The organism is Ruegeria sp. BHSC276, assembly GCF_059612945.1.
This window is the reverse complement of the sequence record NZ_JBXWRP010000008.1, coordinates 131911-156564: the sequence shown is the minus strand read 5'-3', so window position 1 is coordinate 156564 and position 24654 is coordinate 131911. Positions and strand designations below refer to the sequence as shown.

The following is a 24654-nucleotide window of genomic DNA, read 5'->3' as shown; positions in this document are numbered from 1 at the left end:
AATTCCCTCCTGAAAATGACATTACGGAGGCCCGAAAAGTCCGGCTATGGCAGACCCGTGAGTTTGCCGCTCCGTTTCCACTCAAAAGTTTACCGTTGGCAAAAGTCCGATCTACTCACGCGACCTATCATTTCGCGACAATCGCCTAGGTACACAGGATCCTTTTTCTGACTTCCCTGGGCCTTTGCCCGGAATTCAGACGGAGAGACCCCTTGCCACGCGCGGAAAGCGCGTGTGAAATTTTCCGGTGCGTCATAGCACAACTCGGCGGCTATGTTTTTCACAGGCAGATCGGTTTCTAAAAGGAACGCCATCGCACGCCTGCTGCGTGCAATTTCAAGGAGATGTTTGTAGGTGTACCCGAGCTTGCTCAGCTTCCGTTGGACAGTTCTCGGACCCAGATCCGCGGCCCTTGCAAATCCATCGAGGTCGACGGTGCGATCCATCAATCGAAGGTCAATGAGTTTCAGGATATCATCAAGGAACGCGGTTTGCCGCCCGTCGGGTGGTGCTACCAAATCAAGTGACGTAATGGGTCGATCGAACGGAAGCGGCCCAGAGAGCCTTGTACTCAGGTCCGCTTTCCTGACCGCCACACCGTAATTTGGACGGCCGAAACGGATTTCATTTTGAACAAGGGCACTTAATTTTTCCGTTCTCGCCGGCTTTTCGTAGTCGACTTCCACCCAATCGGGTCGCCACCCCTCGCCCAGGAACCCGCGAAAGAAAACGAACATCGTTTCAAAGAGGTGGTCCGAGAAATGACGTGTGTTTTCATAGCCTGCCAGACCTGATTTGTAGCACCAGACAACGTGATGTTCGCGCAAGGACAAGTACATCTCTGTGCCGCTTTCGTGCGCCCACAGTGTCCTGCAAACACGCTGGAGGGCTTGGCCAAGCGTTGGAGCACAATAAGCATATCCGGCCCAATTTCCGTAATCGAGCGCAGTGGTTTTGCTGCCAAGGCTTACACCGAATTCCGCGTCACCGATCGTACGCGCAGCCGCCTCCATTACGCGGATCATCTTGGCCAAAGGGACCCGATGCTCTGGCGCATCGAGAACGCTTAGGGGAAGATCGTGGCGTTTCAGGATGCGGTTAAGCGCGCGATCTCCGGCCATGTCACGAACAAGTTCGGGAAAGGGGCCCCATCCCCGGATTCTTGTCATCGCTAAGGCTTTCAACGCAAACCCCCTCATTTCCCATACAAACGATATCACATTCTTTCCATGACGTTGAGCCTGGAGTGCCACTCGCCTTCAATGGCTTGAAGGCGCCGGAAGACCTGTACAGAATGACCGGTTTCAGCCCACAGCGACGACTGCTGCGCCTCAGATCAAGGTCGTTAAAGGGCTCGAAACCGCCTTGTGGCGGCGCGGCATCGGTCGCTAGCAGCCCGTCATCGAGACCAGTCGTTGACGCTTGATCTTACAATCAATGGTCAACGCGGTGTTGATGTGTGGGCCGGGAGGGACGGATGGAGGCTAAGTTATGCCCAGAATCCAACTTCCCGCCGCAAAACCGAAACGCAAGACCCGGAACAAGGGCTGCCTGATCGGTCAGAAACGCCCGCTGCTCCCGACGCAGGTATGGGCCATTCGTGCCCGGCTCGAACTCGCGGGCAATCTTCGTGATCTTGCGCTCTTCAACCTCGCCATAGACAGCAAGTTGCGCGGCTGTGACCTCGTCGGACTCCAGATTAGCGATCTCGTCGTCGAAGACCGAATCCGTGAGCGCGTCACCATTGTTCGGAGCAAGACCAATCGGCCGATCCAGTTCGAAGTGTCTGAGAATACGCGCGAAACGATCGCTGCCTAGCTCGACCAACCCGAGATGCTGGGATGCAGACATCTGTTTCCGAGCCACTTCCACGCGTCACCGCACATCTCGACCGGGCAGTACGCGAGGCTTGTTCGAGACTGGGTATCGGCCATCGGCCTGGAACCGAGCGGCTACGGCACACATTCTTTGCGCCGGACCAAGGCCTCGGAGATCTATCGAAAGACTGGCAATCTCCGGGCTGTACAACTTTTGCTGGGTCACACCAAGGTCTACAGCACGGTACGGTACCTGGGCGTCGAGCTTGAAGATGCAGTGAGAATCGCCGAAAAAATCGACATCTGAATCAAAACGGCGAGCGGCACGCGCCGTCCAAGACCTGTTCTTCGCTGATACAAAGGTCAGCGGCGCGAAAGAGCCCACAGCGGCCATTCATTCTGCAGTCAATGATGAGCGGCTGATCCAAATCAAGTCAGCCTTTCGAGCATGCGCTATAATAATTCTGCGTTGTTGACTGATGGGAGGACGGCAATGAAGAAGATATTCATGAGCGTGAGCTTGAGTGCATTGTTCACCGGCGCGGCACTTGCCCAAGGATACTCTGGCGACCTTGCGATAAACCCCGAAGATGTCCGACTTGGTCAGCGCGGCTATTCTCCATTTGTCGATCAGTCTTTTCCAAACAGAGTGTTCTGGGGCGATACCCACCTGCACACCTCCTACTCGACCGACGCCGGGATGGTCGGCAATGTGCTCGGTCCTGACGAAGCTTTCCGTTTCGCGCGTGGCGAGAAGGTGCGGGCCTCCCTCGGTGAGTTCGCGCAGCTTGTGCGTCCGCTCGATTTTCTGGTTGTTGCCGACCACGCCGAGAACCTTGGCCTCGCGCCGATGATCGCGGAATCGAACCCGCAGCTTCTGGCCAATAGCTGGGGTCGCAAGATCCACGATCTTGTGCGCGGTGGCGACCCGCTCGGCGCATACGTAATGTGGGGCGACGCGATGGGCGCGGTAACGGACCCGATTGACGACGACGATCTGACCCGTACATTTTGGAGGCGCATTGTCGATGCAGCTGAGCGGTACAATGAACCTGGCGTGTTCACATCTCTGCACGGCTTTGAATGGACTTCAATCAAGGACCTGAACAACCTGCATCGGATCGTCATGTTTCGAGATGGCGCAGACGAAGTCGCGGACCTCGTGCCATTTTCCAACTACGACAGTTCCGATCCGGAGGATCTTTGGGACTGGATGGAAGCGTATGAAACCCGAACAGGCGGTCAGGTCATGGCGTTTGCCCACAACGGCAACCTGTCGAATGGCACGATGTTCGACGATGTCCGTCAGAACGGCGAACCGATAGATCAGGCCTACGCCGAACGCCGGATGCGGTGGGAACCGCTATACGAAGTCACGCAGATTAAAGGCGACGGGGAAACCCACCCGATGCTCTCACCAAATGACGAGTTCGCGGACTATTATCGCTGGGATCGCGGAAATTTCGGCAGTGCACTTAAGACACCGGACATGCTACCACGCGAATACGCTCGTGAGGCACTGGCGCGCGGTCTGAAATACGAAGAAGACATAGGCACGAACCCTTACAAATTCGGGATGATCGGCGCGACCGACAGCCACACGTCGCTGGCAACCGCCCGCGAGGACAACTTCTTTGGCAAGGCTTCCCTGGCAGAACCCGGCGGCGGCGATCACCGCTACGATGAGTTCATCATCCAGCCTGATTTTCTGGGTGAAGACGTCGCGATCCGCACATATGAAACCCTCGCGTCCGGTCTTGCCGCTGCATGGGCGCGGGAGAACACGCGAGAGGCGATCTGGGACGCATTCAAGCGCAAGGAGGTTTATGCCACCACCGGCCCGCGCATGACTGTCCGCGTGTTTGCGGGGTGGGACTTTGAACCCGACGAGGTCCACCGTCCCGATTTCGCCGTCGAGGGTTATGCCCGGGGCGTGCCCATGGGCGCGGACCTCTTCGCCGGGCCAGAGGGAGCAGCCCCCACCTTCATGGTGCGTGCGCTGCGCGACCCGGACGGCGCGAACCTAGATCGCATCCAGATCATAAAGGGCTGGGTCGATGCAAATGGCGAACCGCAGACCAAGGTATTTGACGCCGCGTGGGCGGGAGACCGGAATCCGGGCGCCGACGGCAAACTGCCACCCGTTGGCAACACGGTGGACGGTGCGAACTACACCAATACCATTGGTTCAGCCGCACTTGGCGCGCACTGGGTGGACCCAGAGTTCGATCCGGCTCAGCGTGCATACTATTATGTCCGGGTGCTTGAAATCCCGACGCCGACCTGGCTGGCCTATGACGAGGCTTTTTACGGCAACCTCGACCTGCCAGAGGATGCCGTAATGATCCATCAGGAGCGCGCCTACACTTCGCCAATCTGGTACACGCAAGAAAACTAACTTGAAAGCCAGCAGCAATGTCGCATTTGTCCCGCATTGCGGCCATTCCAGCTCGCTTTCAAATGTACTTGAACTTCGAACAGGCGTAGCGCGACCCGGTATTACCGCGGGCTGCGCTTCGCCAGAATCCGCTGCAAGGTCCGGCGGTGCATGTTCAGCCGTCGCGCGGTTTCCGAGACGTTTCGGTCGCACAGTTCATAGACCCGCTGGATATGCTCCCACCGTACGCGGTCGGCGCTCATGGGGTTTTCGGGGGGCGGGGGCAGTTCGTCGCCCTTGGCCAGAAGCGCGTTGGTGATGTCGGTGGCGTCGGCGGGTTTCGACAGATAGTCTGTGGCGCCGATTTTCACGGCCGCCACGGCAGTCGCGATCGCGCCATAGCCAGTCAGAACCACCACCCGGCTGTCGGGGCGCTTTTCCCGCAGCACCTCGACCACGTCCAAACCGTTGCCATCCTCAAGCCGCAGATCCACGACGGCAAAAGCAGGTGGGCGAGCGGTGGCGATGGCGCGGCCGGCGGCGACCGATCCGGCGGTTTCCACCTCGAACCCGCGCTTTTCCATCGCCTTGGCCAGACGCCTCAGAAACGGCTCGTCATCATCCACCAGAAGCAGGGATTTGTCGGGGCCGATTTCAAGCTGCGCACTGTCTGCCATGTGGGTTCTTTCTGCTATGTCCTGCCGATAGGCTTGGTGTTGAGTAATAGCAGCGCCACACCAAAGGTCAAACCACCCTCTATTTCCCTGCCTGGTCCAGGAAACAGGCGACCCGGTCGGCAATCTGCTCGGCCGTGTCGTCCCGCTTGAAGAACTCCAGGAATCCGTCCTGCGGCGTGACGAAATAGGTAAAGGTGGAATGATCGACCAGGTAATACTCGTCGCTCTTGTCCTGGGCCTTGTAATAAGTCTTGTAGGCTTGGCTCGCAGCTTTGACCTGTTCGGGCGTTCCGGTCAGCCCGATCATCTTTTCATGCAGGTTGTAGGCAAAATCGCCGACCGCCTCGGGGGTGTCGCGATCGGGGTCGATCGAGATGAAGATCGGCGTCACCGAATAACCGCGCTCGGTCAGGATATCGACGGCCTCGGCATTGCGGGTGGTGTCCAGCGGGCAGACATCGGGGCAGAAGGTATAGCCGAAATAGATCAGCGACGGCTCGGTGATCACATCCTTGTCGGTCAAGGTTTCACCCTTGGAGTTGATCAGCTCGAACGGGCCGCCGATGGCCGCGGAACCGCCGGCGATCTGGCTGGTCCGGCATTGGGCGAACTTGTCCTCGGGCCCGCCACGCGTCATCAGCCACATGGCGCCTACGCCAAGGGCCAGAACGACGGTTGCGAGAATGGCAAAAAGACGGACCATGGCGTATTTCCTGACGCAAGGGGTTGTTGATCGGATCGGCCGCGACACCTATCAAGTTGACCAGCCGCCGCAACAGGACATAATCGCGCGATGACGGATTCCAACACCAGCCTCTGGCGCGGACAGGAACGCAGCAGTTGGATCCGGCTGCGCACGCTGATCCTGCTGCGATGGGTGGCCATCATCGGCCAGCTGACCGCCATCACCGTGGCGCAGCAGGTCTATCACGTTCAGCTGGAACTGGGCCTGTGCTATCTGGCCATCGGCGTGTCGGTGATGGGCAACCTGACGGCTATGCTGCTGTTCCCACAGAACAAGCGCCTGACCGAGTTCGAGAACTTCCTGATGGTACTGTTCGACCTGCTGCAGCTAGCCATTCTGCTGTACCTCACCGGCGGGCTGAACAATCCCTTTTCACTTCTGCTGCTGGGGCCGGTGACCATCGCCGCCAACGTCATGAGCACCCGCTCGACCCTGATCATCGGCGGGGCGGCGATCATCGTGGCGACGCTGCTGGCCCGGTTCCACCTGCCGCTGCGCACCAATCTGGGGCTGGTGCTGGACATCCCCGAGATCCTGCTGTTCGGAAACTGGGCCGCCATCGTGATCGCGATCGTGTTCATCGGCGCCTACTCGCACCGCATCAGCGCCGAGGTCCAGTCGATGTCCGAGGCGCTGGCCGCTACCCAGATGGCACTTGCCCGCGAACAGAAACTGACCGACCTGGGCGGGGTCGTGGCCGCCGCCGCGCATGAGCTGGGCACGCCTCTGGCCACCATCAAGCTGACCAGCGCCGAGCTGATCGAGGAATTGGACGACCGCCCGGACCTGAAGGAAGACGCCGCCCTGATCCGCGAGCAGGCCGACCGCTGCCGCGACATCCTGCGCGACATGGGCCGGGCCGGAAAGGACGACCTGCACCTGCGGCAGGCGCCACTGTCCACCGTGATCCACGAAGCCGCCGAGCCGCATATCCACCGCGGCAAACAGGTGCATTTCGCCGAAGGGCCGGGGCCGGATGGCGACGTTCAGCAGCCCTCGATCCTGCGCAAACCCGAGATCATCCACGGGCTGCGCAACCTGATCCAGAACGCGGTCGATTTCGCCCGCGCGCAGGTCTGGGTCGAGGCCGAATGGACCCCCGACCGCATCACCGTCAGCATCATGGATGACGGACGCGGATATCCGGCCCAGATCATCGGGCGCATCGGCGATCCGTTCATGCGCCGCAAACGCGCCGAAACCGACCTGCGCACGCGGCCCGAATACGAGGGCATGGGCCTGGGTCTGTTCATCGCCAAGACGCTGCTCGAGCGCAGCGGTGCGGAACTCTCCTTCGCCAACGGATCCGATCCGTATCAGGACCTCACCGACGACCCCGAGCGCCGGGGCGCCATCGTTCTGGTGTCCTGGCCGCGGAAACTGATCGACGCCCAGAGCGGTGAGTCGCCGGTTCCCTCGGGTGCCAACAAGCCGTTCCGGGTCTGAGTTAAGACACCGTTAACCATTGGCGTCGATAGTTGGGTCTGGTTTGGGTTTTCGGGTGCACGGGATATGGCAGACTGGATCATTCTGGCCGCGATCAGCCTGGTCTCGTCAAGCCTGGCGCTGCAGTGGCTGTTGCCGCGGCGCCGGCCCCGCGATGACAGCTTTGGCCTGTCGGCGCCCGAATCCCTTTTGGATGCGGTGTTTCTGTTCGATGGCGATCGCCTGATCAGCCATTCCGACATCGCCCTGTCCGGATTCGAGTCGGTGAATGACTGGAACGATCTCAGTCGCCTGTTGCAGAGGGACTTTCCCGCCTTTCCCGAGTCTCCTGAACTGGTGCGCGAGCAGGGCAGCATGGTGGTGTCTGCCATCGACTGCACGGTCGAGCGAGAAGTTCTGTGCGAATGGATCGACGGGATTGTACGGGTGCGCCTGCGCGACCGGGCCGGTGCACCCGAGCCCATTCGCCGCGACCCCAGCGACCCGATCCGCCTGGCCATGGACAAGGCGCCCTATCCGGTATGGCTTCTGAACCGGTCGAACAGGGTCAGCTGGTGCAACGCTGCGTATGTAACGCTGGCCCGCAAGGTGCGGGGGCCCGATACTGACCTGACCGACCCCATGTTTCCCGATCTCGCGGGTGAAACCCGGCCCGGACGGAAGACCCGCGTTTCCATTCCGGTCAAAGGCAACGACAACAGGCTGTGGTTCGATCTGACGCAGATCGAACTGGACGAGGGCATGCTGCATTATGCTGTCGACGTAAACGCGATCGTCGAGGCCGAAACCGCCCAGCGCAAATTCGTCCAGACCATGACCAAGACCTTCGCGCAGTTGTCGATCGGGTTGGCGATCTTCGACCGCAACCGGCAGCTGGCGCTGTTCAACCCAGCACTGATCGACCTGACGGCGCTGCCGCCCGACTTTCTCAGCTGCCGCCCCAGCCTTTCCAGCTTTTTCGACAGGCTGCGCGACCAGCACATGATGCCCGAACCCAAGAACTATCGAAGCTGGCGCAGCCAGATGAACGACCTGCTCGAAGCGGCCGAAGGCGGCAACTATCAGGAAACCTGGTCGCTGCCCTCGGGATCGGTCTATTCGGTCAGCGGCCGCCCGCATCCCGACGGCGCCGTTGCTTTTCTGTTCGAGGACATCACCGCCGAGATCACCCTGACCCGGCGCTTCCGGTCCGAGATGGACCTGATGCAGTCGGTCTTCGACAAGCTGGCCGACGCGATCGCCGTTTTCGCCGATGACGGGACTCTGGCCTTCACCAACCATGCTTATCACCAGCTTTGGAACGACCCGGACGAAGAGGGTTTTCAGCCCGCCACCGTGTTGGACCTCATCCGCAGCTGGCAGGAAAAATGCCAGGCGACTCCGGTTCTGGGCGAAATTCGCGACTTCATCGAAATGCGCAATGACCGGGCCGAGTGGAGCGCGGAAATCCGCAAGTCGGACGGGACGCCCGTATCCTGCACGGTGACCCCGATCCAGAACGGCGCGACCATCGTCCGTTTCTCGGTCGAACCGGCTGAAAACCCGGCCAGAGGAATGATGCAGATCCCGGCCTGAACCGGGTTGCAGCGGGGGTGCGGCGCGTCCATTGTGGCGCCATGAATTCGCCTGTTTCGATAACCCTGGACTCGCCCGAAAAGACGTCGCGCCTGGCGGCGGAACTGGGCCAACGGCTGGCCCCCGGCGACGTGGTGCTGCTCGACGGACCCATAGGCAGTGGCAAGACCCATTTCGCCCGCAGCCTGATCCGGTCGGTCCTGCCGGTCCCCGAGGATGTTCCGTCACCGACCTTCACCCTAGTTCAGGTCTATGACGGCGCCACCGGAGAGATATGGCATTCCGACCTGTATCGCCTGACCTCGGCCGACGAGATCGTCGAACTGGGCCTGACCGAGGCGTTCGACACAGCGATCTGTCTGGTCGAATGGCCAGAAAAGCTGGGCGATCTGCGGCCGGAGTCGGCCTTGTTGGTCACGTTTAAAACCGACGCGGCCCACGAGGAAACGCGACATCTGACACTGTCCTGGTCCGATCCGAAATGGGCTGACAAGCTGGAGTTTTCCGTATGACCAACCGTGCAGACCTGATCCAGGCGTTCCTGGGGCGGACCCCGTGGTCCGGAGCACGACGCCAACCGCTGGCCGGCGACGCGTCCAACCGCCGCTACGAGCGGCTGACCGATCCCGACACGGGAAGGACGGTTGTATTGATGGATGCGCCCCCGGACAAGGGCGAGGACGTCCGGCCCTTTGTCAAGGTCGCCCGCTACCTGAATTCCATCGGTCTGAGTGCGCCTGAAATCCTGGCCGAGGATGCCGAGCACGGCTTTCTGCTGCTGGAAGATTTCGGTGATGAGCTGTTCGCCCGGGTGCTGGAACGCGCGCCCGCGAAAGAGCGCGCGTTGTACGACGCCGCCACCGACGTTCTGGTGCATTTGCACGCCGCCTCCTTGCCCGCGCTGGACAGCTATGATCCATCCCTGATGACCGAACTGTCGGCACTGGCCTTCACCAAATATGCGGAAGGAATTCTGGGCAGGCACGATGCCGACGCCCGGGCGCGGTTCGAACACCGCTTTGCCGACATCCTGCATCAGGAAACTTCGGGCACACGGGTGGTGACGCTCAGGGACTACCACGCCGAGAACCTGATCTGGCTGCAGGATCGCGATGGGGTCCGCCGGGTCGGCCTGCTGGATTTCCAATGCGCGATGCTGTGCCATCCGGCCTATGATCTGGTGTCGCTGCTGCAGGATGTCCGGCGCGCCGTGCCGGCAGGAGTCGAGATGCAGATGATCCAGCGCTACATCGCGTCCACCGGCGTGGACGATCATGACTTCCGCACTGCCTACAGCGTTCTGGGCGTCCAACGGAACCTGCGTATTCTCGGCGTGTTCGCCCGGCTGGCCATGGACTATGGCAAGCCGCATTACATCGATCTGATCCCAGCCACCTGGGCGCATCTGATGCGCGATCTGGAACATCCCGCGTTGATTTCCCTGGCCGACCTGCTGCGCTCGGCCCTGCCCGAACCCACCCCGGAAAACCTGGCACGTCTGAGGGGCGCATGACCGCAAGACCGCAGGCCGTGATGCTGTTTGCCGCCGGTTTCGGCACCCGGATGGGCGCGTTGACCCGCACCCGGCCCAAGCCGCTGATCCCGGTGGCCGGACGGCCGCTGATCGACCATACGCTGGAGTTGACGGATGCGGTGAGGCCGCGCCGTGTGGTCGCGAACCTACACTACATGGCCGATCAACTGACCGATCATTTGGCGCCGCGTGGTGTTCTGCTGTCACACGAACAGCCGGAAATCCTGGAAACCGGCGGCGGGTTGCGGGCAGCCTTGCCACTGCTGGGTCCGGGGCCGGTATTCACGATGAATACCGATGCGATCTGGTCCGGGCCCAACCCTTTGGAGTTGCTGCAGGCGGCCTGGGACCCGGCGCGGATGGACGCGCTGTTGATCTGCGTGCCGATCGCACAGACGATCGGACATGCAGGCCCCGGAGACTTCAAGATCGACCCCCAAGACCGGCTTGCACGCGGGCCGGGTCACGTCTATGGCGGCATTCAGATCCTCAAGACCAACGGTCTGGCGGACATTCCAGAAAAAGCGTTCTCACTCAATGTTTTGTGGGACCGGATGCAGCGCGATGGACGGCTGTACGGGCTACAGTATCCCGGGCGCTGGTGCGATGTCGGCCGCCCCGAAGGCATCGCTCTGGCCGAGGAGATGCTGGCCGATGTTTGAACCCGGCGCCACCCCCCGGGTCTTTGCAGTGCCGCCCGGCGCGGATTTTCCGCAGGCACTGGTGCGCGGGCTGCGGGCGCGCTGCGACGGCCGCCCGCCCGAGGCACTGGCCCGCGTACAACTGGTGCTGAACACCCGCCGCATGGCCCGCCGCGTGCGCGAGCTGTTCGATCAGGGCCCGCCCTGCCTGTTGCCCCGCATTTCGCTGGTGACTGATCTGGGCGAAAGCGTCGATCTGGATCAGGTGCCGCCCGCCGTGCCGCCCTTGCGGCGACGGCTGGAACTGACGCAACTGGTGTCCCGCCTGCTCGACCAGCAACCGGACCTGGCTGCACGGTCGTCGCTGTTCGACCTGTCCGACAGCCTCGCCGCCCTGATCGAAGAGATGCAGGGCGAAGGCGTCTCGCCCGAGGCGATCCGGCAGCTGGACGTGACCGACCTGTCGGGCCATTGGGCACGGGCGCAGGCCTTCATCGGCATCGCCGACCAGTTCCTGAAGACCGAGGATGGCAGCCTGGACGTGCAGGCCCGCCAACGCCGCGTGGTCGAAAACCTGATCGCCCGCTGGCAGGACGCGCCGCCGCAACACCCGGTGATCCTGGCCGGGTCCACCGGCTCGCGCGGGACCACGCTGATGCTGATGCAAGCGGTGGCGCGGCTGCCGCAGGGGGCGCTGATCCTGCCGGGGTACGATTTCGACCAGCCCGCCCATGTCTGGGAGCGGTTGGATTCGACAATGACCTCGGAAGATCACCCGCAATACCGGTTCCGCAAGCTGATGACAGAACTGGGCTTGGAGCCGGATCAGATCGCAGCCTGGACCCCGGACCAGCCCCCCTCGCCCGCGCGCAACCGTCTGGTTTCATTGGCGTTGCGTCCGGCCCCGATTACCGATGCCTGGATGAGCGAAGGCCCGCGGCTGCGCGATCTTGATGCCGCGACGCGCGACATCACCCTGGTCGAGGCGCAATCGCCGCGGGCCGAGGCGCTGGCCATCGCCCTGCGCCTGCGGCAGGCGGCCGAGACCGGACAGACCGCTGCCCTGATCACCCCCGACCGGATGCTGACCCGCCAGGTCAGCGCTGCTCTGGACCGCTGGAACATCCTGCCCGACGACAGTGCCGGCCTGCCGCTGCAACTGTCGCCGCCGGGCCGGTTCCTGCGTCATGTGGCCGGGCTGTTCGCGCGCCGTCTGGATGCCGAGGCGCTGCTGACCTTGCTGAAACACCCCTTGTGCCACAGCGCGGGCGACCGCGGTGCCCATCTGCTGCACAGCCGCGATCTAGAACTGCACCTGCGCCGCAATGGCCCGCCCTTCCCCGACCGCGCCAGCCTGACAGGTTTTGCCGTCGAAAAAGAAGTACCCGATGCGTGGGCCCAGTGGCTGATCCGCAATTTCTGCGACCAGCAGATCAGCGGCACCCTGCCGCTCACCGACTGGGTGCAGCGCCTGCGCGATCTGGCCGAAGCGATTGCTGGCGCCGGAACCGCCGGCGCGGGCGAGCTGTGGGACAAGAATGCAGGCCAAGCGGCTCTGGCGGTGATCTCGGGCCTTGCGGACGAGGCCGAGCACGGCGGCGAGATGACGGCGCTGGATTTCGCCGATCTGTTGGGTGCGCTGCTGGCCGGGCAAGAGGTCCGCGACCGCGACGCCCCCCACCCGCGGATCATGATCTGGGGCACGCTCGAAGCGCGCGTGCAGGGTGCCGACCTGCTGATTCTGGGCGGGCTGAACGAGGGCAGCTGGCCCGAGGCCCCCACGCCCGACCCCTGGTTGAACCGCCAGATGCGCGACCGTGCCGGCCTGCTGCTGCCGGAACGGCGCATCGGCCTGTCGGCCCATGATTTCCAGCAGGCCATCGGCGCGCCCGAGGTCTGGCTGACCCGCGCGGTGCGCTCGGATGATGCCGAAACCGTGCCGTCACGCTGGCTGAACCGGTTGACCAACCTGTTGCAGGGCCTGCCGGATCAGGGCGGCCGCGCGGCGCTTGAACAGATGCGCGACCGGGGCAAGACATGGCTGCGCTGGTCCGAGATGCTGGAACAGGCGCCCCGGATCGCCGCCGCACCGCGTCCTTCACCGCGCCCGCCGGCGGCCGCGCGCCCGCGCCGCCTGTCGGTGACCGAGATCAAGAAGCTGATCCGCGACCCCTATGCGATTTATGCCAAGCACGTCCTGCGCCTGAAACCGCTGGACCCGCTGGTGCAGGCGCCCGACGCCCTGCTGCGCGGTATCGTGATCCACGAGATCCTGGAACATTTCGTCAAGGACAGCGTGCTGGAAGGCGCGCTGCTGACCCGCGACAATTTCCTGAAACGGGCCGAGGCGCTTCTGGATCAGCATGTCGCCTGGCCTACCGCCCGAAAACTGTGGCTGGCGCGGCTGGAGCGGATCGCAGACGACTTTCTGCGCGCCGAGATCAGCCGCCGCAGCGACGGCGGCCCGATCGCGTTCGAGGCCAAGATGCGCCTGACGCTGGAACCGCTTGGTTTCACTCTGAATGGCCGCGCCGACCGAATCGACCGCAACAGCCGCGGCGCCCTGACCATCATCGACTACAAGACCGGCACGCCACCCTCGGAATCGCAGCAGGCCAAGTTCGACAAACAGCTGCTGATCGAGGCCGCGATGGCCGAGCAGGGCGGGATCGACGGCTTTGACCCGATGGCCGTGGCCAGCGCCGTGTTCATCGGTATGGGCGGCACCTACAAAGAGGTCCCGGCACCCTTGGAAAAAGAGCCGCCCGACAAGGTTCTGGCCGAGCTGAAAGAGCTGATTTCTGCTTATTTAGAGCCTGATCAGGGGTTTTCTTCGCGCCGGATGATGCACAAGGACAGCGACGTGGGCGATTATGACCACCTGGCGCGGTTCGGCGAATGGGACCGCACCGCCGAAACCAAGCCCGAGGATCTGACATGACGCCGCGCGACGAAGCAACCGAACGGCAGGTTCAGGCGGCGCGGCCCGATGCTTCGACCTGGCTGGCGGCCAATGCGGGCTCGGGCAAGACGCGGGTTCTGACCGATCGCGTGGCGCGGCTGCTGCTGGATGGTGTACAGCCGCAGCACATCCTGTGCCTGACCTACACCAAGGCCGCCGCCAGCGAGATGCAGAACCGCCTGTTCAAGCGGCTGGGCGAATGGGCGATGCTGGACGACGCGGCGTTGCTGCGGCAACTGACCGAACTGGGCGTCGAAGGGGTAATCGACCCCGACCGCCTGGCCCGTGCCCGCACCCTGTTCGCGCGTGCCATCGAAACGCCGGGCGGGTTGAAGATCCAGACGATCCACTCGTTCTGCGCCTCGCTGCTGCGGCGGTTCCCGCTGGAGGCCGGGGTCAGCCCGCAGTTTTCCGAAATGGAAGACCGCGCCGCGGCCCTGCTGCGCGGGGAAATCGTCGAGGATTTTGCCGAAGGCCCACAGGCCCGCCTGATCGAGGATGTGGCCCGCCACATCACCGATACCGGCTTTGACAAGCTGACCGCCGCGATCGCCCAGAAACGCACCCTGTTCACGCCCGCGCTGCAATGGCCCGACCTGCTGGCCCGTTTTGGCCTGCCCGAGAGGTTCGACGAGGACGCGCTGCTGGCGCAGGTGTTTCTGGGCGGCGAGGCCGAGCTGATCCGGTCGATCCTTCCGGCGCTGGCGGGCGGCAGCAAGACCGACGCCAAGGCGGCCGAGAAACTGTCGGGCTTCACCGAACCCGCCTTGGGTCAGTTGCCGGTGCTGGAAGACGTGTTCCTGACCGGAAAATCCGCCAAAGAGCCCTTTACCGCCAAGATCAACAGCTTTCCTACCAAGGCGCTGCGCGAGGGGGTTCTGGCGGGGCAGATGGATCCGCTCGAGGCACTGATGCGGCGGGTCGAGGCCGCGCGGGAAGGGCGTCTGGCGCTGGCAGCCGCGCGCAAATCCATGGTGCTGCACCGCTTCGCGGCGGCGTTCCTGCCGGAATACGAGCGCCGCAAGCAACTGCGCGGCTGGCTGGATTTCGACGACCTGATCCTGCGCGCGCGCCTGTTGCTGAACGACCCGGCGGTGGCCGCTTGGGTGCTGTACCGGCTGGATGGCGGGATCGACCACATCCTTGTGGACGAGGCGCAGGACACCAGCCCTGATCAATGGGATGTGGTCGAGAAACTGGCACAGGAATTCACCAGCGGCGAGGGCGCGCGTTCCGGGGTCGAGCGCACGATCTTCGTGGTCGGCGACAAGAAACAATCGATCTATTCCTTTCAGGGGGCCGACCCGCAGGCCTTTGACCGGATGCAAGCCGAGTTTGGGCGGAAATTGCAGGAATCAGGCTCTAAACTGTGGGATTGGACGCTGGAATATTCGTTCCGCTCCTCCAGCGCCATCCTATCGCTGGTCGATATCCTGTTCGAAAACCGCGCCGAGGCGGGGTTTCAGAAAGAGTCCCAGCACCGCGCCTTCAAGGCCGATCTGCCGGGCCGGGTCGATCTGTGGCCGGTGGTGGAAAAGGTCGAGGACGCGGACGAGGGCGACTGGACCGACCCGGTCGATCGGCCCGCGGCGCAGCATCACACGGTGATCCTGGCCAACCAGATCGCCGCGCGCATCAAGGCCATGATCGACGCCGGCGAAACCATCCCCGAAGACGGCCCCACGCGCGGTACATTCGTGCGCCGGAAGGTGCGGCCGGGGGATTTTCTGATCCTGGTGCAGCGCCGCTCGGACCTGTTCGCCGAGATTATCCGCGCCTGCAAGGCCCAGGGTCTGCCGATCGCGGGGGCCGACCGGCTGAAGGTGGGCGCGGAACTTGCGGTCAAGGATTTGGCCGCACTGCTGAGTTTCCTTGCCACGCCCGAGGATGACCTGTCGCTGGCCACGGTACTGAAATCGCCGCTGTTCGGCTGGTCCGAGCAGATGCTGTTCGACCTTGCTCATCGCCGACAGGAAAGGTACCTGTGGGCGGCGCTGCGCCAACGCGCCGGGGATTTTCCCGAAACGCTGGCTGTGTTGAACGATCTGCGCGGGCAGGTGGACTTTCTGCGCCCCTATGACCTGATCGAACGGGTGCTGACCCGCCATGACGGCCGCCGCAAACTGTTGGGCCGTTTGGGCGCCGAGGCCGAGGACGGCATCAACGCGCTGCTGTCGCAGGCGCTGGCTTATGAGCGGTCGGACATTCCCAGCCTTACCGGTTTCCTGGTCTGGATGCAGACCGATGACCTGGAGATCAAGCGCCAGATGACCGGCGTGGGCGACATGATCCGGGTGATGACGGTACATGGCTCGAAAGGATTGGAGGCGCCGGTCGTGATCCTGCCGGACACCGGCAAGCGGCAGCCGCCCCGCGATGCCGAGATCATGGTCGCCGACGGAACGCCGCTGTGGAAGGTGCCCGCCGACCTGTCGCCGAACCTGATTGCCCGTGCCCGCGAAGACGCGCGCCAACGCGAGGAAAACGAGCGGCTGCGTTTGCTGTACGTCGCGCTGACCCGGGCCGAGAAATGGCTGATCGTGGCGGCTGCCGGCGATCTGGGCAAGGACGGGTCCAGCTGGTACCAACTGGTCGAAGAGGCGATGGGCCGGGCAGGGGCCACCGAGATCCCCGGCACCGGCATCCGCCGTCTGGCGCATGGCGATTGGGAGGGTCTGCCACTGGACCATCGCCCGACCCCGGAACCGGCGCAGGAGATCCTACCGGACCTGTTTCACCGGCCCGCATCCGAGCCGATACCCGATCCCGAAACGCTCAGCCCGTCCGATCTGGGCGGGGCCAAGGCCCTGCCGGGCGAGACCGGGCTTGAGGAAGAGGCCGCCAAGCTGCGCGGCACCCACCTGCACCTGCTGCTCGAACATCTGGCCGAGGCGCCGCGCGACCGGTGGGATCAGCTCTGCGCCCGGCTTCTGCCCGATATGCAGGAAGGCGACCGCCGCGACCTTCTGGCCGAGGCGTCGGGCGTGCTGACGGCGCCGGACCTGGCCCCCGTCTTTGCCCCGGCCGCGTTGGCAGAGGTGCCCGTCTCGGCCACTCTGGACGGTCGTCGGATCCACGGGGTGATCGATCGGTTGATCGTGACGGATGACGTGGTGCAAGTCATTGATTTCAAATCGAACGCTACGGTTCCCGATCGGGCCGAGACCTGCCCCGAGGGCCTGCTGCGCCAGATGGGCGCCTATGCCGCCGCGCTGTCGCAGATCTATCCCGGTCGCGAGATCCGCACCGCGATCCTGTGGACCCGGACGGCACGTCTGATGTGGCTGCCACACGATCTTGTGACGGAGGCCTTGGGGCGTGCCCAGATATCTTGACCTCCCTCTTGGGGACACCTACGTTCTACTCCCAAGCGCATGTCATTCAGGAGACAGAATATGTCGACCGTAGCCGTAACCGACGAAACCTTTGACGCCGAAGTCAAGAACTCGGACGTCCCCGTCGTGGTGGATTTCTGGGCCGAGTGGTGCGGCCCCTGCAAGCAGATCGGCCCCGCCTTGGAAGAGCTGGCGGCCGAATACGGCGACAAGATCAAGATCGCCAAGGTCGACGTAGACAGCAACCCCAACTCGGCCGCGGCCATGGGCGTGCGCGGCATTCCGGCGCTGTTCATCTTCAAGAATGGTCAGGTGGTTTCAAACCGCGCAGGCGCCGCGCCCAAGGCCGCCCTGCAAAGCTGGATCGAAGAATCGATCTGATCGCACCGGATCCCAAGGACATAAGGCGCCCCGCCAAGGGCGCCTTTTTTGCGGCCATACCGGACAAAAGAAAAGACCGCCCGCAATTTCGGACGGCCCTTTCTGGGGAGATAACTTTGCGTGCCGCTCAGATCTTGGCGATGTCGGCGCGGGTCAGGCCGATGTCGTCCAGCTGTTCGTCGCTCAGGCGCGACAACAGTTTGCGGGTCTTGCGGCTGGTGTTCCATTCAACAACCGAGTCATAGACGCGGATGAAAGCGTCCACTACGTGCAGGATGGTAGCTGCTCCGAGCGGCGCATGGATGTTTGCGGTGGTTGCCATTTTGCGCATTCCTTCAACTGAAGCAGCCGACCCAATGTCGGTTGCAGGCCCCATCTAGTCCTGCCGGGGGCGACTCACAATTGCTGGTCCGACAACCCCGTGATGCATAGATTGCATATCTTTTAGGCAGTTTGAGAACGGGTTGCGCGGATCGCCCGCCCGGCCCATATAGGTCGGCAACGGATACGGAGGCTTGTATGGCTGAGAACGACTTTCCCGGATGGCATGGCACCACGATCATCGGCGTCAAGAAGGGCGGCGAGGTCGTCATTGCGGGTGACGGGCAGGTCAGCTTGGGCCAGACCGTGATCAAGGGCACCGCCCGCAAGGTGCGCCGCCTGTCGCCCGGCGGGTTCGAGATCGTCGCCGGCTTCGCCGGATCGACGGCGGATGCCTTCACCCTGCTGGAACGGCTCGAGGCCAAGCTTGAGGCGACACCGGGCCAGTTGGCCCGCGCCTCGGTCGAGCTGGCCAAGGACTGGCGCACCGACAAGTATCTGCAAAAGCTCGAGGCGATGCTGATCGTCACCGACGGGGCGGACATGTTCGTGATCACTGGGGCGGGCGACGTGCTGGAGCCCGAACATGACGTGGCCGCGATCGGGTCGGGCGGCAATTTCGCTTTGGCGGCGGCGCGGGCGATGATGGACAGCGACAAGAGCGCCGAACAGGTGGCCCGCGACGCAATGGCGATCGCCGCCGATATTTGCGTCTACACCAACGGCAACCTCACCGTGGAGCGGATCACGAAATAACGGGCTCCGCCTTGTGTTTCCGCACCCCATGCTTAGGTTGCCCGCGAAACAACGGGATTTGAAAGCACATGACCGACCTGACCCCGCGCGAAATCGTCAGCGAGCTGGATCGCTTCATCATCGGCCAGAAGGATGCCAAGCGCGCCGTGGCCGTGGCCCTGCGCAACCGCTGGCGGCGCAAGCAGCTGCCCGATGACATCCGCGACGAGGTCTATCCCAAGAACATCCTGATGATAGGCCCCACCGGCGTCGGCAAGACCGAGATCAGCCGCCGCCTGGCCAAGCTGGCCCGCGCGCCCTTCATCAAGGTCGAGGCGACCAAGTTCACCGAAGTCGGCTATGTCGGCCGCGATGTCGAACAGATCATCCGCGACCTGACCGACGCCGCGATCGTCCAGACCCGCGAATACATGCGCGAAGAGGTCAAGGCCAAGGCGCACCAGGCCGCCGAGGACCGGGTGATCGAGGCCATCGCCGGCTCGGACGCGCGCGAGAGCACCCGCGAGATGTTCCGCAAGAAGCTGAAATCGGGCGAGCTGGACGACACGGTGATCGAGCTTGAGGTGGCCGACCATTCCAACCCCATGCCGATGTTCGACATACCCGGCCAGCCCGGCAGCCAGATGGGCATGATGAATCTGGGCGACATCTTCGGCAAGGCCTTTGGTGGGCGGACGGTCAAGCGCCGGATGACCGTGGCCGAAAGCTATGACATCCTGATCGGGGAAGAGGCCGACAAGCTGCTGGACGACGAAACCGTCACCCGGACCGCGCTTGAAGCGGTCGAGCAGAACGGCATCGTCTTCCTTGACGAAATCGACAAGGTCTGTGCCCGGGCCGATGCGCGCGGTGCCGATGTCAGCCGCGAAGGCGTGCAGCGCGACCTGCTGCCGCTGATCGAGGGCACGACCGTGTCCACCAAGCACGGCCCGGTCAAGACCGACCATATCCTGTTCATCGCGTCGGGTGCCTTCCACATCGCCAAGCCCTCGGACCTGCTGCCCGAACTTCAGGGCCGGCTGCCGATCCGGGTCGAGTTGCGCGCGCTGACCGAGGAGGATTTCGTGCGCATCCTGACCGAGACCGACAACGCCCTGACCCGGCAATATGCCGCGCTGATGGGCACCGAGGACGTGAGTGTCTCGTTCACCGATGACGGCATCGCGGCGCTGGCCCGGATCGCGGCCGAGGTGAACCGCAGCGTCGAGAATATCGGGGCGCGGCGTCTGTACACGGTGATGGAGCGCGTGTTCGAAGACCTGTCTTTTGCCGCCCCCGACAAGGCCGGCGCCGAGATCGTGGTGGACGCGCAATTCGTGGATGACAATTTGGGCGAATTGACCAAATCCGCCGATCTCAGCCGTTACGTTCTGTAACAGGTCCCACCGAAGATCGGCGGTCTGTCGCCACCCAAGTCTCTGGACCCTGCCGCTGGTTCCGTTATGCGTAGGCCGTTCCTTTGTTCCGAGGCCCGTTCCGTGCTGCGCATTCTGATCCTTCTTGTCTGGGTCGCCACATTGGGTGCCTGTGTCGACAGGTCCGTTTCGGTGATCCTGCCGCAGGCGCTCGAGGTTGGCACTGCGCAGACCGTCTTTGCCGCGACCACGCGTGCGCGCGAACCGGACGGCAGCTATGGCTATGGGCGGGCCGAGGATCTGAGGTTTCTGGAACTGACCGTGTCGATTCCGCCGAGCCACCGGCCGGGAACGCTTGATTTTTCCTATTCCGACCCTGATCCCGCAAAACAGTTCGTGCTGGCCGGGCTGAAAGAATTTGACGGGCCGCGGGACCTAAAGGCGCGGCTGAATGGCGCGCAGGAGGTCACGATTTTTGTGCACGGCTTCAACGCCACCCAGACCGAAACCGCGTTTCGTGCGGCCCAGCTGGCCCATGACATCGGGCTGCCGGGGCGGACCCTGATCTATTCCTGGCCCAGCCGGGGCAGCGGCACGGGTTATGCCTATGATCTGGACAGCATGCTGTTTGCGCGCAACGGGCTGCAGCAAACGGTGGCAAAGCTTAAATCCATCGGCGTTCCGCGCATACTGATCGTGGCGCATTCGATGGGGGCCGCGCTGACCATGGAGATGATGCGCCAGGCCGAGCTGCGCGAGCCCGGCTGGTCACGGCGCAACCTGGAAGGTGTTCTGCTGATCTCGCCCGACCTGGATGTCGATGTGTTTCGGTCGCAGATGGCCAGCATTCAGGACCCGCCCGATCCGTTCTTGGTGATGGTGTCAAAGAAAGACCGGATTCTAGGCATCTCGGCCCGGCTGCGCGGCACCGCCAAGAGTGAACGGCTGGGCAATATCCGGTCGACCGGCCGGATCGCCGAATACCCGATCAGCATCATCGACACGACCGTGTTCAACCGCGATGCCGAATCCTCGCATTTCGTGGCCGCGACCTCGCCGGCGCTGCTGTCGATTCTGGGCGCGCTCCGCCGCGTCAGCCGGACTTTCGGCAAGGACAACGGAGGGATCGACCTGCTGGTTCCTCCGGCGGTTCGAAACGACAACGGCGCGACCGAAGTGGTTCTGACGGAAACCGGGCAGGTCCGGGTCAGTTCTCCGTGACTGGGCGGGGGCTGCGCCATTTTCTGGCCGGGAATGCGCCATGGCTGGGTGCGGGGGTACTGCTGACCTTTCTGTCCAGTTTCGGGCAGACGTTTTTCATCTCAATCTTCGCGGGCCAGATCCGGGCCGAGTTCGGCCTGAGCCACGGCGCCTGGGGCAGCCTCTATGCGCTGGGTACTCTGGTTTCGGCCGGGGTCATGATCTGGGCCGGAGGGCTGACCGACCGCTACCGCGTGCGCGCGCTGGGGGCTGCGGTGCTGGGAGGCCTGGCCGTGGCGGCGATGGCGATGGCGGTCAACCGCTGGGTGCTTCTGCTGCCGGTTGTGATCTTTTTGTTGCGGCTGTTCGGCCAGGGCATGTGCAGCCACATCGCAATGGTGGCGATGACCCGATGGTTCACCGCCTCGCGCGGGAAGGCGCTGTCGATCGCGACGCTGGGCTTTGCCGTGGGCGAGGCGGTTTTGCCGATGCTGTTCGTGGCCGCGATGGCGCTGATTGACTGGCGCTTGCTGTGGGTCGCCTCGGCCGCCGTGACGCTGTTGGGCATACCCGCCTTGATGCGGATGCTCAGGAACGAACGCACCCCCCAAAGCCTTGCGCAGCAGCATTCGGCCACCGGGATGGCGGGCCGTCACTGGACCCGGTCCGAAACCCTGCGGACCCCGCTGTTCTGGTTCATGGCGCCGGCGCTTCTGGGGCCGTCGGCCTTCATCACCGCCTTTTTCTTTCACCAGGTTCATCTGGCGCAGATCAAGGGTTGGGCGCATCTGCAGCTTGTGGCGCTGTTTCCGATCTATACCGGGGTGTCGATTTTGGCGATGTTCGCCTCGGGCTGGGCGCTGGACAGGTGGGGCACCGCCCGGATGATGCCGTTCTATCAACTGCCGCTGGCGATCGGGTTTGGCCTATTTTCCGTCGTGCACACAATCCCCGGCGCGGTGGTGGCACTGGCGTGTCTGGCGCTGTCGGTTGGGGCCAACAGCACGCTGCCCGCGGCCTTCTGGGCCGAGTTCTACGGCACCCGCCACATCGGCGCGATCAAGGCCATGGCTGCTGCGGTCATGGTGCTGGGATCAGCCATCGGACCGGGCCTGACCGGGGCACTGATCGACAAGGGCGTTTCGTTGACCACCCAGTTTCAATGGATCGCCGGGTTTTTCATGCTGGCCAGCGCGCTGGTTTGGGCCGGGATCCACCGGGCGCAGCGGCTGTTCTAGCGGATCCGGCGCAGGTAGACGTAATAGGCCCCTTCGCCGCCATGGCTGACATGGGCCGGCGCCACCTGCAGCACCGCCTGCGCCAGCGGCGGCAACGCGAGCCATTGAGGCACCTGATTGCGCAGCACCCCGCGCGGAGTCGGAATCGGGCCGGGCTCGTCGCGGTGTTTGCCCTTGCCCGTCACGATCAGAACCAGCCGCTTTCCCGAGGCCTGCGCCGACAGGATGAACCTGATCAGCGCCGGGTGCGCCGTGTCGACCCGCATGCCGTGCAGGTCCAGCTTGCCCTCGGGTTTCAGCTTGCCGCGCTTCATCCGGGCGAAGGCCTTGCTGTCCATCTGCACGGGCGCAGCCCGCAACCCCTCGGCCACCGAAGGCTTCAGACGATGGTCCGGCGCGGGCGCAGGTCGGTTCTGACCCAGCTGGAACGGCTCGATCCGCGGTTTGGGCGGTTTCTTGGGCGTGGGCTTGGGCAGGGTGGTCGGATGCACCGACTGCGGCAGTTCAGGGTGCAGCCGTTCGGTCTGGCGGGCCACCTTGCGCCACAGTTCGATCTCGTCAGCGGTCAGTTTGCGCCGGGTCATCAGAATTCGTCCGGCAACATGGCATAGGCGCGCTGGATCGGCAGCAGCACCACCATGCGGCCCAGATCCTTCAGCCGTCCGGCCGCCTGGCCCGCTGCGTCCCCCGTGCCGAAAAAGATGTCGGCCCGCTGTGCGCCCTTGATCGCGGCGCCGGTGTCCTGCGCAATCATCAGGCGGCGCAGGGGCGCGGCCCCGTCTTTCTCGACCCAGACCGGCGCACCCAGCGGCACAAAGGCCGGGTCGACCGCCACGCTGCGCATCGCGGTGATCGACCGGTTCATCGCTCCCAGCGGGCCCCGGTCAGGTGCCACGCGCGAAACCTCGCGGAAGAACACGTAGGACGGGTTGTGCATCAGCAGTTCAGCCCCGGCTTCGGGGTTCTTGCGGACCCAGGCGCGGATCATCCGGGCGCTGACCTCATGCGCGCCCAGCAGACCCCGCCGCACCATCTCGACCCCGATCGAGCGATAGGGATGGCCGTTCGCGCCGCCATACCCCACCCGTAACGCGGTCCCGTCGGGCAGGCGGATCCGGCCTGAGCCCTGGATCTGCAGAAAGAACAGCTCGACCGGGTCATCGACCCAGGCGATCTCGAGTCCGCGGCCCTGCATGACATCGCCGGTCAGCAGCTCTTGCCGGGTCAACCAGGGGCCGTCACCGCGGGCCTCGGGCGGCATCCGGTAGACCGGAAAGCGGAACCGGTCGGTGCGATGGCGCGCGCCATCGAGTTCGGGTTCGAAATAGCCGGTGAACAGGGGCGGCTTGCCGTCCTTGATCAGAACCGGGCGGAAGAACAATTCGAAGAAGGCCCGCGCGGCCTCGGGCTTGTGGCTGCGCGCGGTGGCGCACAGCGCCCGCCAGTCGGGGTCGTCCAGATCGCCGCAGGTCTCGAGGAATACCGACAGGGCCGCGGCATGATCGTCTTCCGCCCAGCCGTGCAGGTCATCGAAGGTCAGGATCGACCGCGTGGTCTCGGCCCCGGCGGCGGGAGCGGCGGCCAGAATCGCCGCCACAATCAGCGACCGGAGTCGTCCCGTCATGCGTCGGTGGCGACAAGCAGCCAGTTCGGATCGTCCGCGCCCATGACGCGGGCAAATGTCCAGCTGTCCTTCTGGCGCTTGATCGTGTTGGGGTTGCCCTCGACGATGTTGCCGTCGCGGTCGCGCACGACCGAGGTCAGTTCACCGACAAAGCGCACGGTGATCTCGGCCCGGTTGGTGTCCTTGTCAAACTGCGCGTCCACCAGCGCGATCTCGCGCACGCCGATGAACTCGGCCTCGATGGTCAGGCCCTTGTCTTCGCGATCGGCCACGACGGACACGAAGGTTTCAAAAACATCTTCGGCCAGGAAGGGCTGAATTTCGTCCAGGTTGCCGCGCTCGAATCCCATCACGATCATTTCGTAGGCGCCGCGTGCGCCCTGCAGGAACTCGCTAACCGAGAAGCTGGGTTCGACCCGCTTCATCGCGGCCAGGGTCTGGGCGATTTCGCTGTCTTCGGGGACATGATCGGTGATGTCGCGATCGGGGCCGCCTTCGATCACCTCGAAATCCCGGCGCGACTTGCTGGGGGCAGGTTGCTGCGGCACGGGCGGTTTCTCGAAACCTTCCCGCGTGCCCAACACGCTTTTCAGGCGCAGGATCAGGAAGATGGCAATGCCAGCCAGCACCAGAAGCTGGATCAGGGGTGAATTCATTTCGTCCTCTTTTC

At 63.7% G+C, this 24654-nt stretch carries 20 protein-coding genes and 1 pseudogene; 14 read left to right on the top strand and 7 right to left on the bottom strand.

Features of this window, described 5'->3' with window-relative positions:
- Positions 1-89 precede the first annotated feature (89 nt).
- Positions 90-1121 (bottom strand): AraC family transcriptional regulator, encoded by a 1032-nt coding sequence (locus AC2FMD_RS14810; RefSeq protein WP_496795163.1) that lies wholly within the window; start codon positions 1119-1121, stop codon positions 90-92.
- A gap of 370 nt (positions 1122-1491) precedes the next feature.
- Here AC2FMD_RS14810 and AC2FMD_RS14805 point away from each other — a divergent pair.
- Both AC2FMD_RS14805 and AC2FMD_RS14800 read left to right on the top strand, forming a co-directional pair.
- Positions 1492-2124, top strand: a pseudogene (locus AC2FMD_RS14805) (tyrosine-type recombinase/integrase).
- 186 nt (positions 2125-2310) lie between these two features.
- Complete coding sequence (locus tag AC2FMD_RS14800; RefSeq protein ID WP_496795162.1) at positions 2311-4215, top strand: DUF3604 domain-containing protein; 1905 nt, start codon at positions 2311-2313, stop codon at positions 4213-4215.
- A gap of 101 nt (positions 4216-4316) precedes the next feature.
- Here AC2FMD_RS14800 and AC2FMD_RS14795 read toward each other — a convergent pair whose 3' ends face one another.
- On the bottom strand, positions 4317-4871 hold the full coding sequence (locus tag AC2FMD_RS14795; protein WP_496683628.1) for an ActR/PrrA/RegA family redox response regulator transcription factor: 555 nt from the start codon (positions 4869-4871) through the stop codon (positions 4317-4319).
- 79 nt (positions 4872-4950) lie between these two features.
- Positions 4951-5574, bottom strand: coding sequence for an SCO family protein (locus AC2FMD_RS14790; RefSeq protein ID WP_496742729.1), 624 nt, complete (start codon positions 5572-5574; stop codon positions 4951-4953).
- Positions 5575-5664: 90 nt separating this feature from the next.
- Between AC2FMD_RS14790 and regB the strand changes: the two genes are divergently transcribed.
- The 8 genes from regB to trxA all read left to right on the top strand — a co-directional run bounded on the left by regB (position 5665) and on the right by trxA (position 17490).
- Positions 5665-7062: a sensor histidine kinase RegB gene (gene regB / locus AC2FMD_RS14785; RefSeq protein ID WP_496687904.1), complete on the top strand. Its 1398-nt coding sequence runs from the start codon at positions 5665-5667 to the stop codon at positions 7060-7062.
- Between the two features lie 66 nt (positions 7063-7128).
- Entirely contained in the window at positions 7129-8637 is a 1509-nt protein-coding gene (locus AC2FMD_RS14780) for a PAS-domain containing protein (protein ID WP_496711037.1), read from the top strand.
- Between the two features lie 41 nt (positions 8638-8678).
- A complete protein-coding gene (tsaE, locus tag AC2FMD_RS14775) occupies positions 8679-9149 on the top strand; it encodes a tRNA (adenosine(37)-N6)-threonylcarbamoyltransferase complex ATPase subunit type 1 TsaE (RefSeq protein WP_496683638.1) in 471 nt (156 codons plus the stop codon).
- Positions 9146-10150: an aminoglycoside phosphotransferase family protein gene (locus AC2FMD_RS14770; RefSeq protein ID WP_496711036.1), complete on the top strand. Its 1005-nt coding sequence runs from the start codon at positions 9146-9148 to the stop codon at positions 10148-10150. Before tsaE ends, AC2FMD_RS14770 begins: the two co-directional genes overlap by 4 nt.
- Positions 10147-10833 carry a nucleotidyltransferase family protein gene (locus tag AC2FMD_RS14765; RefSeq protein ID WP_496795161.1) on the top strand — a complete coding sequence of 229 codons (687 nt, stop codon included), beginning with the start codon at positions 10147-10149 and terminating at the stop codon, positions 10831-10833. Before AC2FMD_RS14770 ends, AC2FMD_RS14765 begins: the two co-directional genes overlap by 4 nt.
- Positions 10826-13753: a double-strand break repair protein AddB gene (addB, locus tag AC2FMD_RS14760; RefSeq protein ID WP_496795160.1), complete on the top strand. Its 2928-nt coding sequence runs from the start codon at positions 10826-10828 to the stop codon at positions 13751-13753. Before AC2FMD_RS14765 ends, addB begins: the two co-directional genes overlap by 8 nt.
- Positions 13750-17109 carry a double-strand break repair helicase AddA gene (gene addA / locus AC2FMD_RS14755; protein ID WP_496795159.1) on the top strand — a complete coding sequence of 1120 codons (3360 nt, stop codon included), beginning with the start codon at positions 13750-13752 and terminating at the stop codon, positions 17107-17109. Before addB ends, addA begins: the two co-directional genes overlap by 4 nt.
- A gap of 60 nt (positions 17110-17169) precedes the next feature.
- Positions 17170-17490: a thioredoxin gene (gene trxA, locus AC2FMD_RS14750; RefSeq protein ID WP_490361043.1), complete on the top strand. Its 321-nt coding sequence runs from the start codon at positions 17170-17172 to the stop codon at positions 17488-17490.
- Between the two features lie 127 nt (positions 17491-17617).
- On the opposite strand, the gene AC2FMD_RS14745 is transcribed toward trxA, so the two are convergent.
- Positions 17618-17812 carry a DUF1127 domain-containing protein gene (locus tag AC2FMD_RS14745; RefSeq protein ID WP_496687885.1) on the bottom strand — a complete coding sequence of 65 codons (195 nt, stop codon included), beginning with the start codon at positions 17810-17812 and terminating at the stop codon, positions 17618-17620.
- Positions 17813-18009: 197 nt separating this feature from the next.
- On the opposite strand from AC2FMD_RS14745, the gene hslV reads away from it, so the two are divergent.
- The 4 genes from hslV to AC2FMD_RS14725 all read left to right on the top strand — a co-directional run bounded on the left by hslV (position 18010) and on the right by AC2FMD_RS14725 (position 22360).
- Positions 18010-18567, top strand: a complete 558-nt coding sequence (gene hslV, locus AC2FMD_RS14740; RefSeq protein ID WP_149774117.1) for an ATP-dependent protease subunit HslV — start codon at positions 18010-18012, stop codon at positions 18565-18567.
- 68 nt (positions 18568-18635) lie between these two features.
- A complete protein-coding gene (gene hslU, locus AC2FMD_RS14735) occupies positions 18636-19943 on the top strand; it encodes an ATP-dependent protease ATPase subunit HslU (RefSeq protein WP_496795158.1) in 1308 nt (435 codons plus the stop codon).
- Positions 19944-20045: 102 nt separating this feature from the next.
- Positions 20046-21143 carry an alpha/beta hydrolase gene (locus tag AC2FMD_RS14730; protein ID WP_496742735.1) on the top strand — a complete coding sequence of 366 codons (1098 nt, stop codon included), beginning with the start codon at positions 20046-20048 and terminating at the stop codon, positions 21141-21143.
- Complete coding sequence (locus tag AC2FMD_RS14725; RefSeq protein ID WP_496742736.1) at positions 21140-22360, top strand: MFS transporter; 1221 nt, start codon at positions 21140-21142, stop codon at positions 22358-22360. The genes AC2FMD_RS14730 and AC2FMD_RS14725 overlap by 4 nt, the downstream gene beginning before the upstream one ends.
- On the opposite strand, the gene AC2FMD_RS14720 is transcribed toward AC2FMD_RS14725, so the two are convergent.
- From AC2FMD_RS14720 to AC2FMD_RS14710, 3 genes are read right to left on the bottom strand one after another with little or no spacing between them, the layout of a single operon-like run.
- On the bottom strand, positions 22357-22944 hold the full coding sequence (locus AC2FMD_RS14720; RefSeq protein ID WP_496795157.1) for a Smr/MutS family protein: 588 nt from the start codon (positions 22942-22944) through the stop codon (positions 22357-22359). The genes AC2FMD_RS14725 and AC2FMD_RS14720 overlap by 4 nt on opposite strands.
- Positions 22944-23984 carry a murein transglycosylase A gene (gene mltA, locus AC2FMD_RS14715; RefSeq protein WP_496795156.1) on the bottom strand — a complete coding sequence of 347 codons (1041 nt, stop codon included), beginning with the start codon at positions 23982-23984 and terminating at the stop codon, positions 22944-22946. The genes AC2FMD_RS14720 and mltA overlap by 1 nt, the downstream gene beginning before the upstream one ends.
- Positions 23981-24640 (bottom strand): Tim44/TimA family putative adaptor protein, encoded by a 660-nt coding sequence (locus tag AC2FMD_RS14710; RefSeq protein ID WP_496687874.1) that lies wholly within the window; start codon positions 24638-24640, stop codon positions 23981-23983. Before AC2FMD_RS14710 ends, mltA begins: the two co-directional genes overlap by 4 nt.
- Positions 24641-24654: the final 14 nt, after the last annotated feature.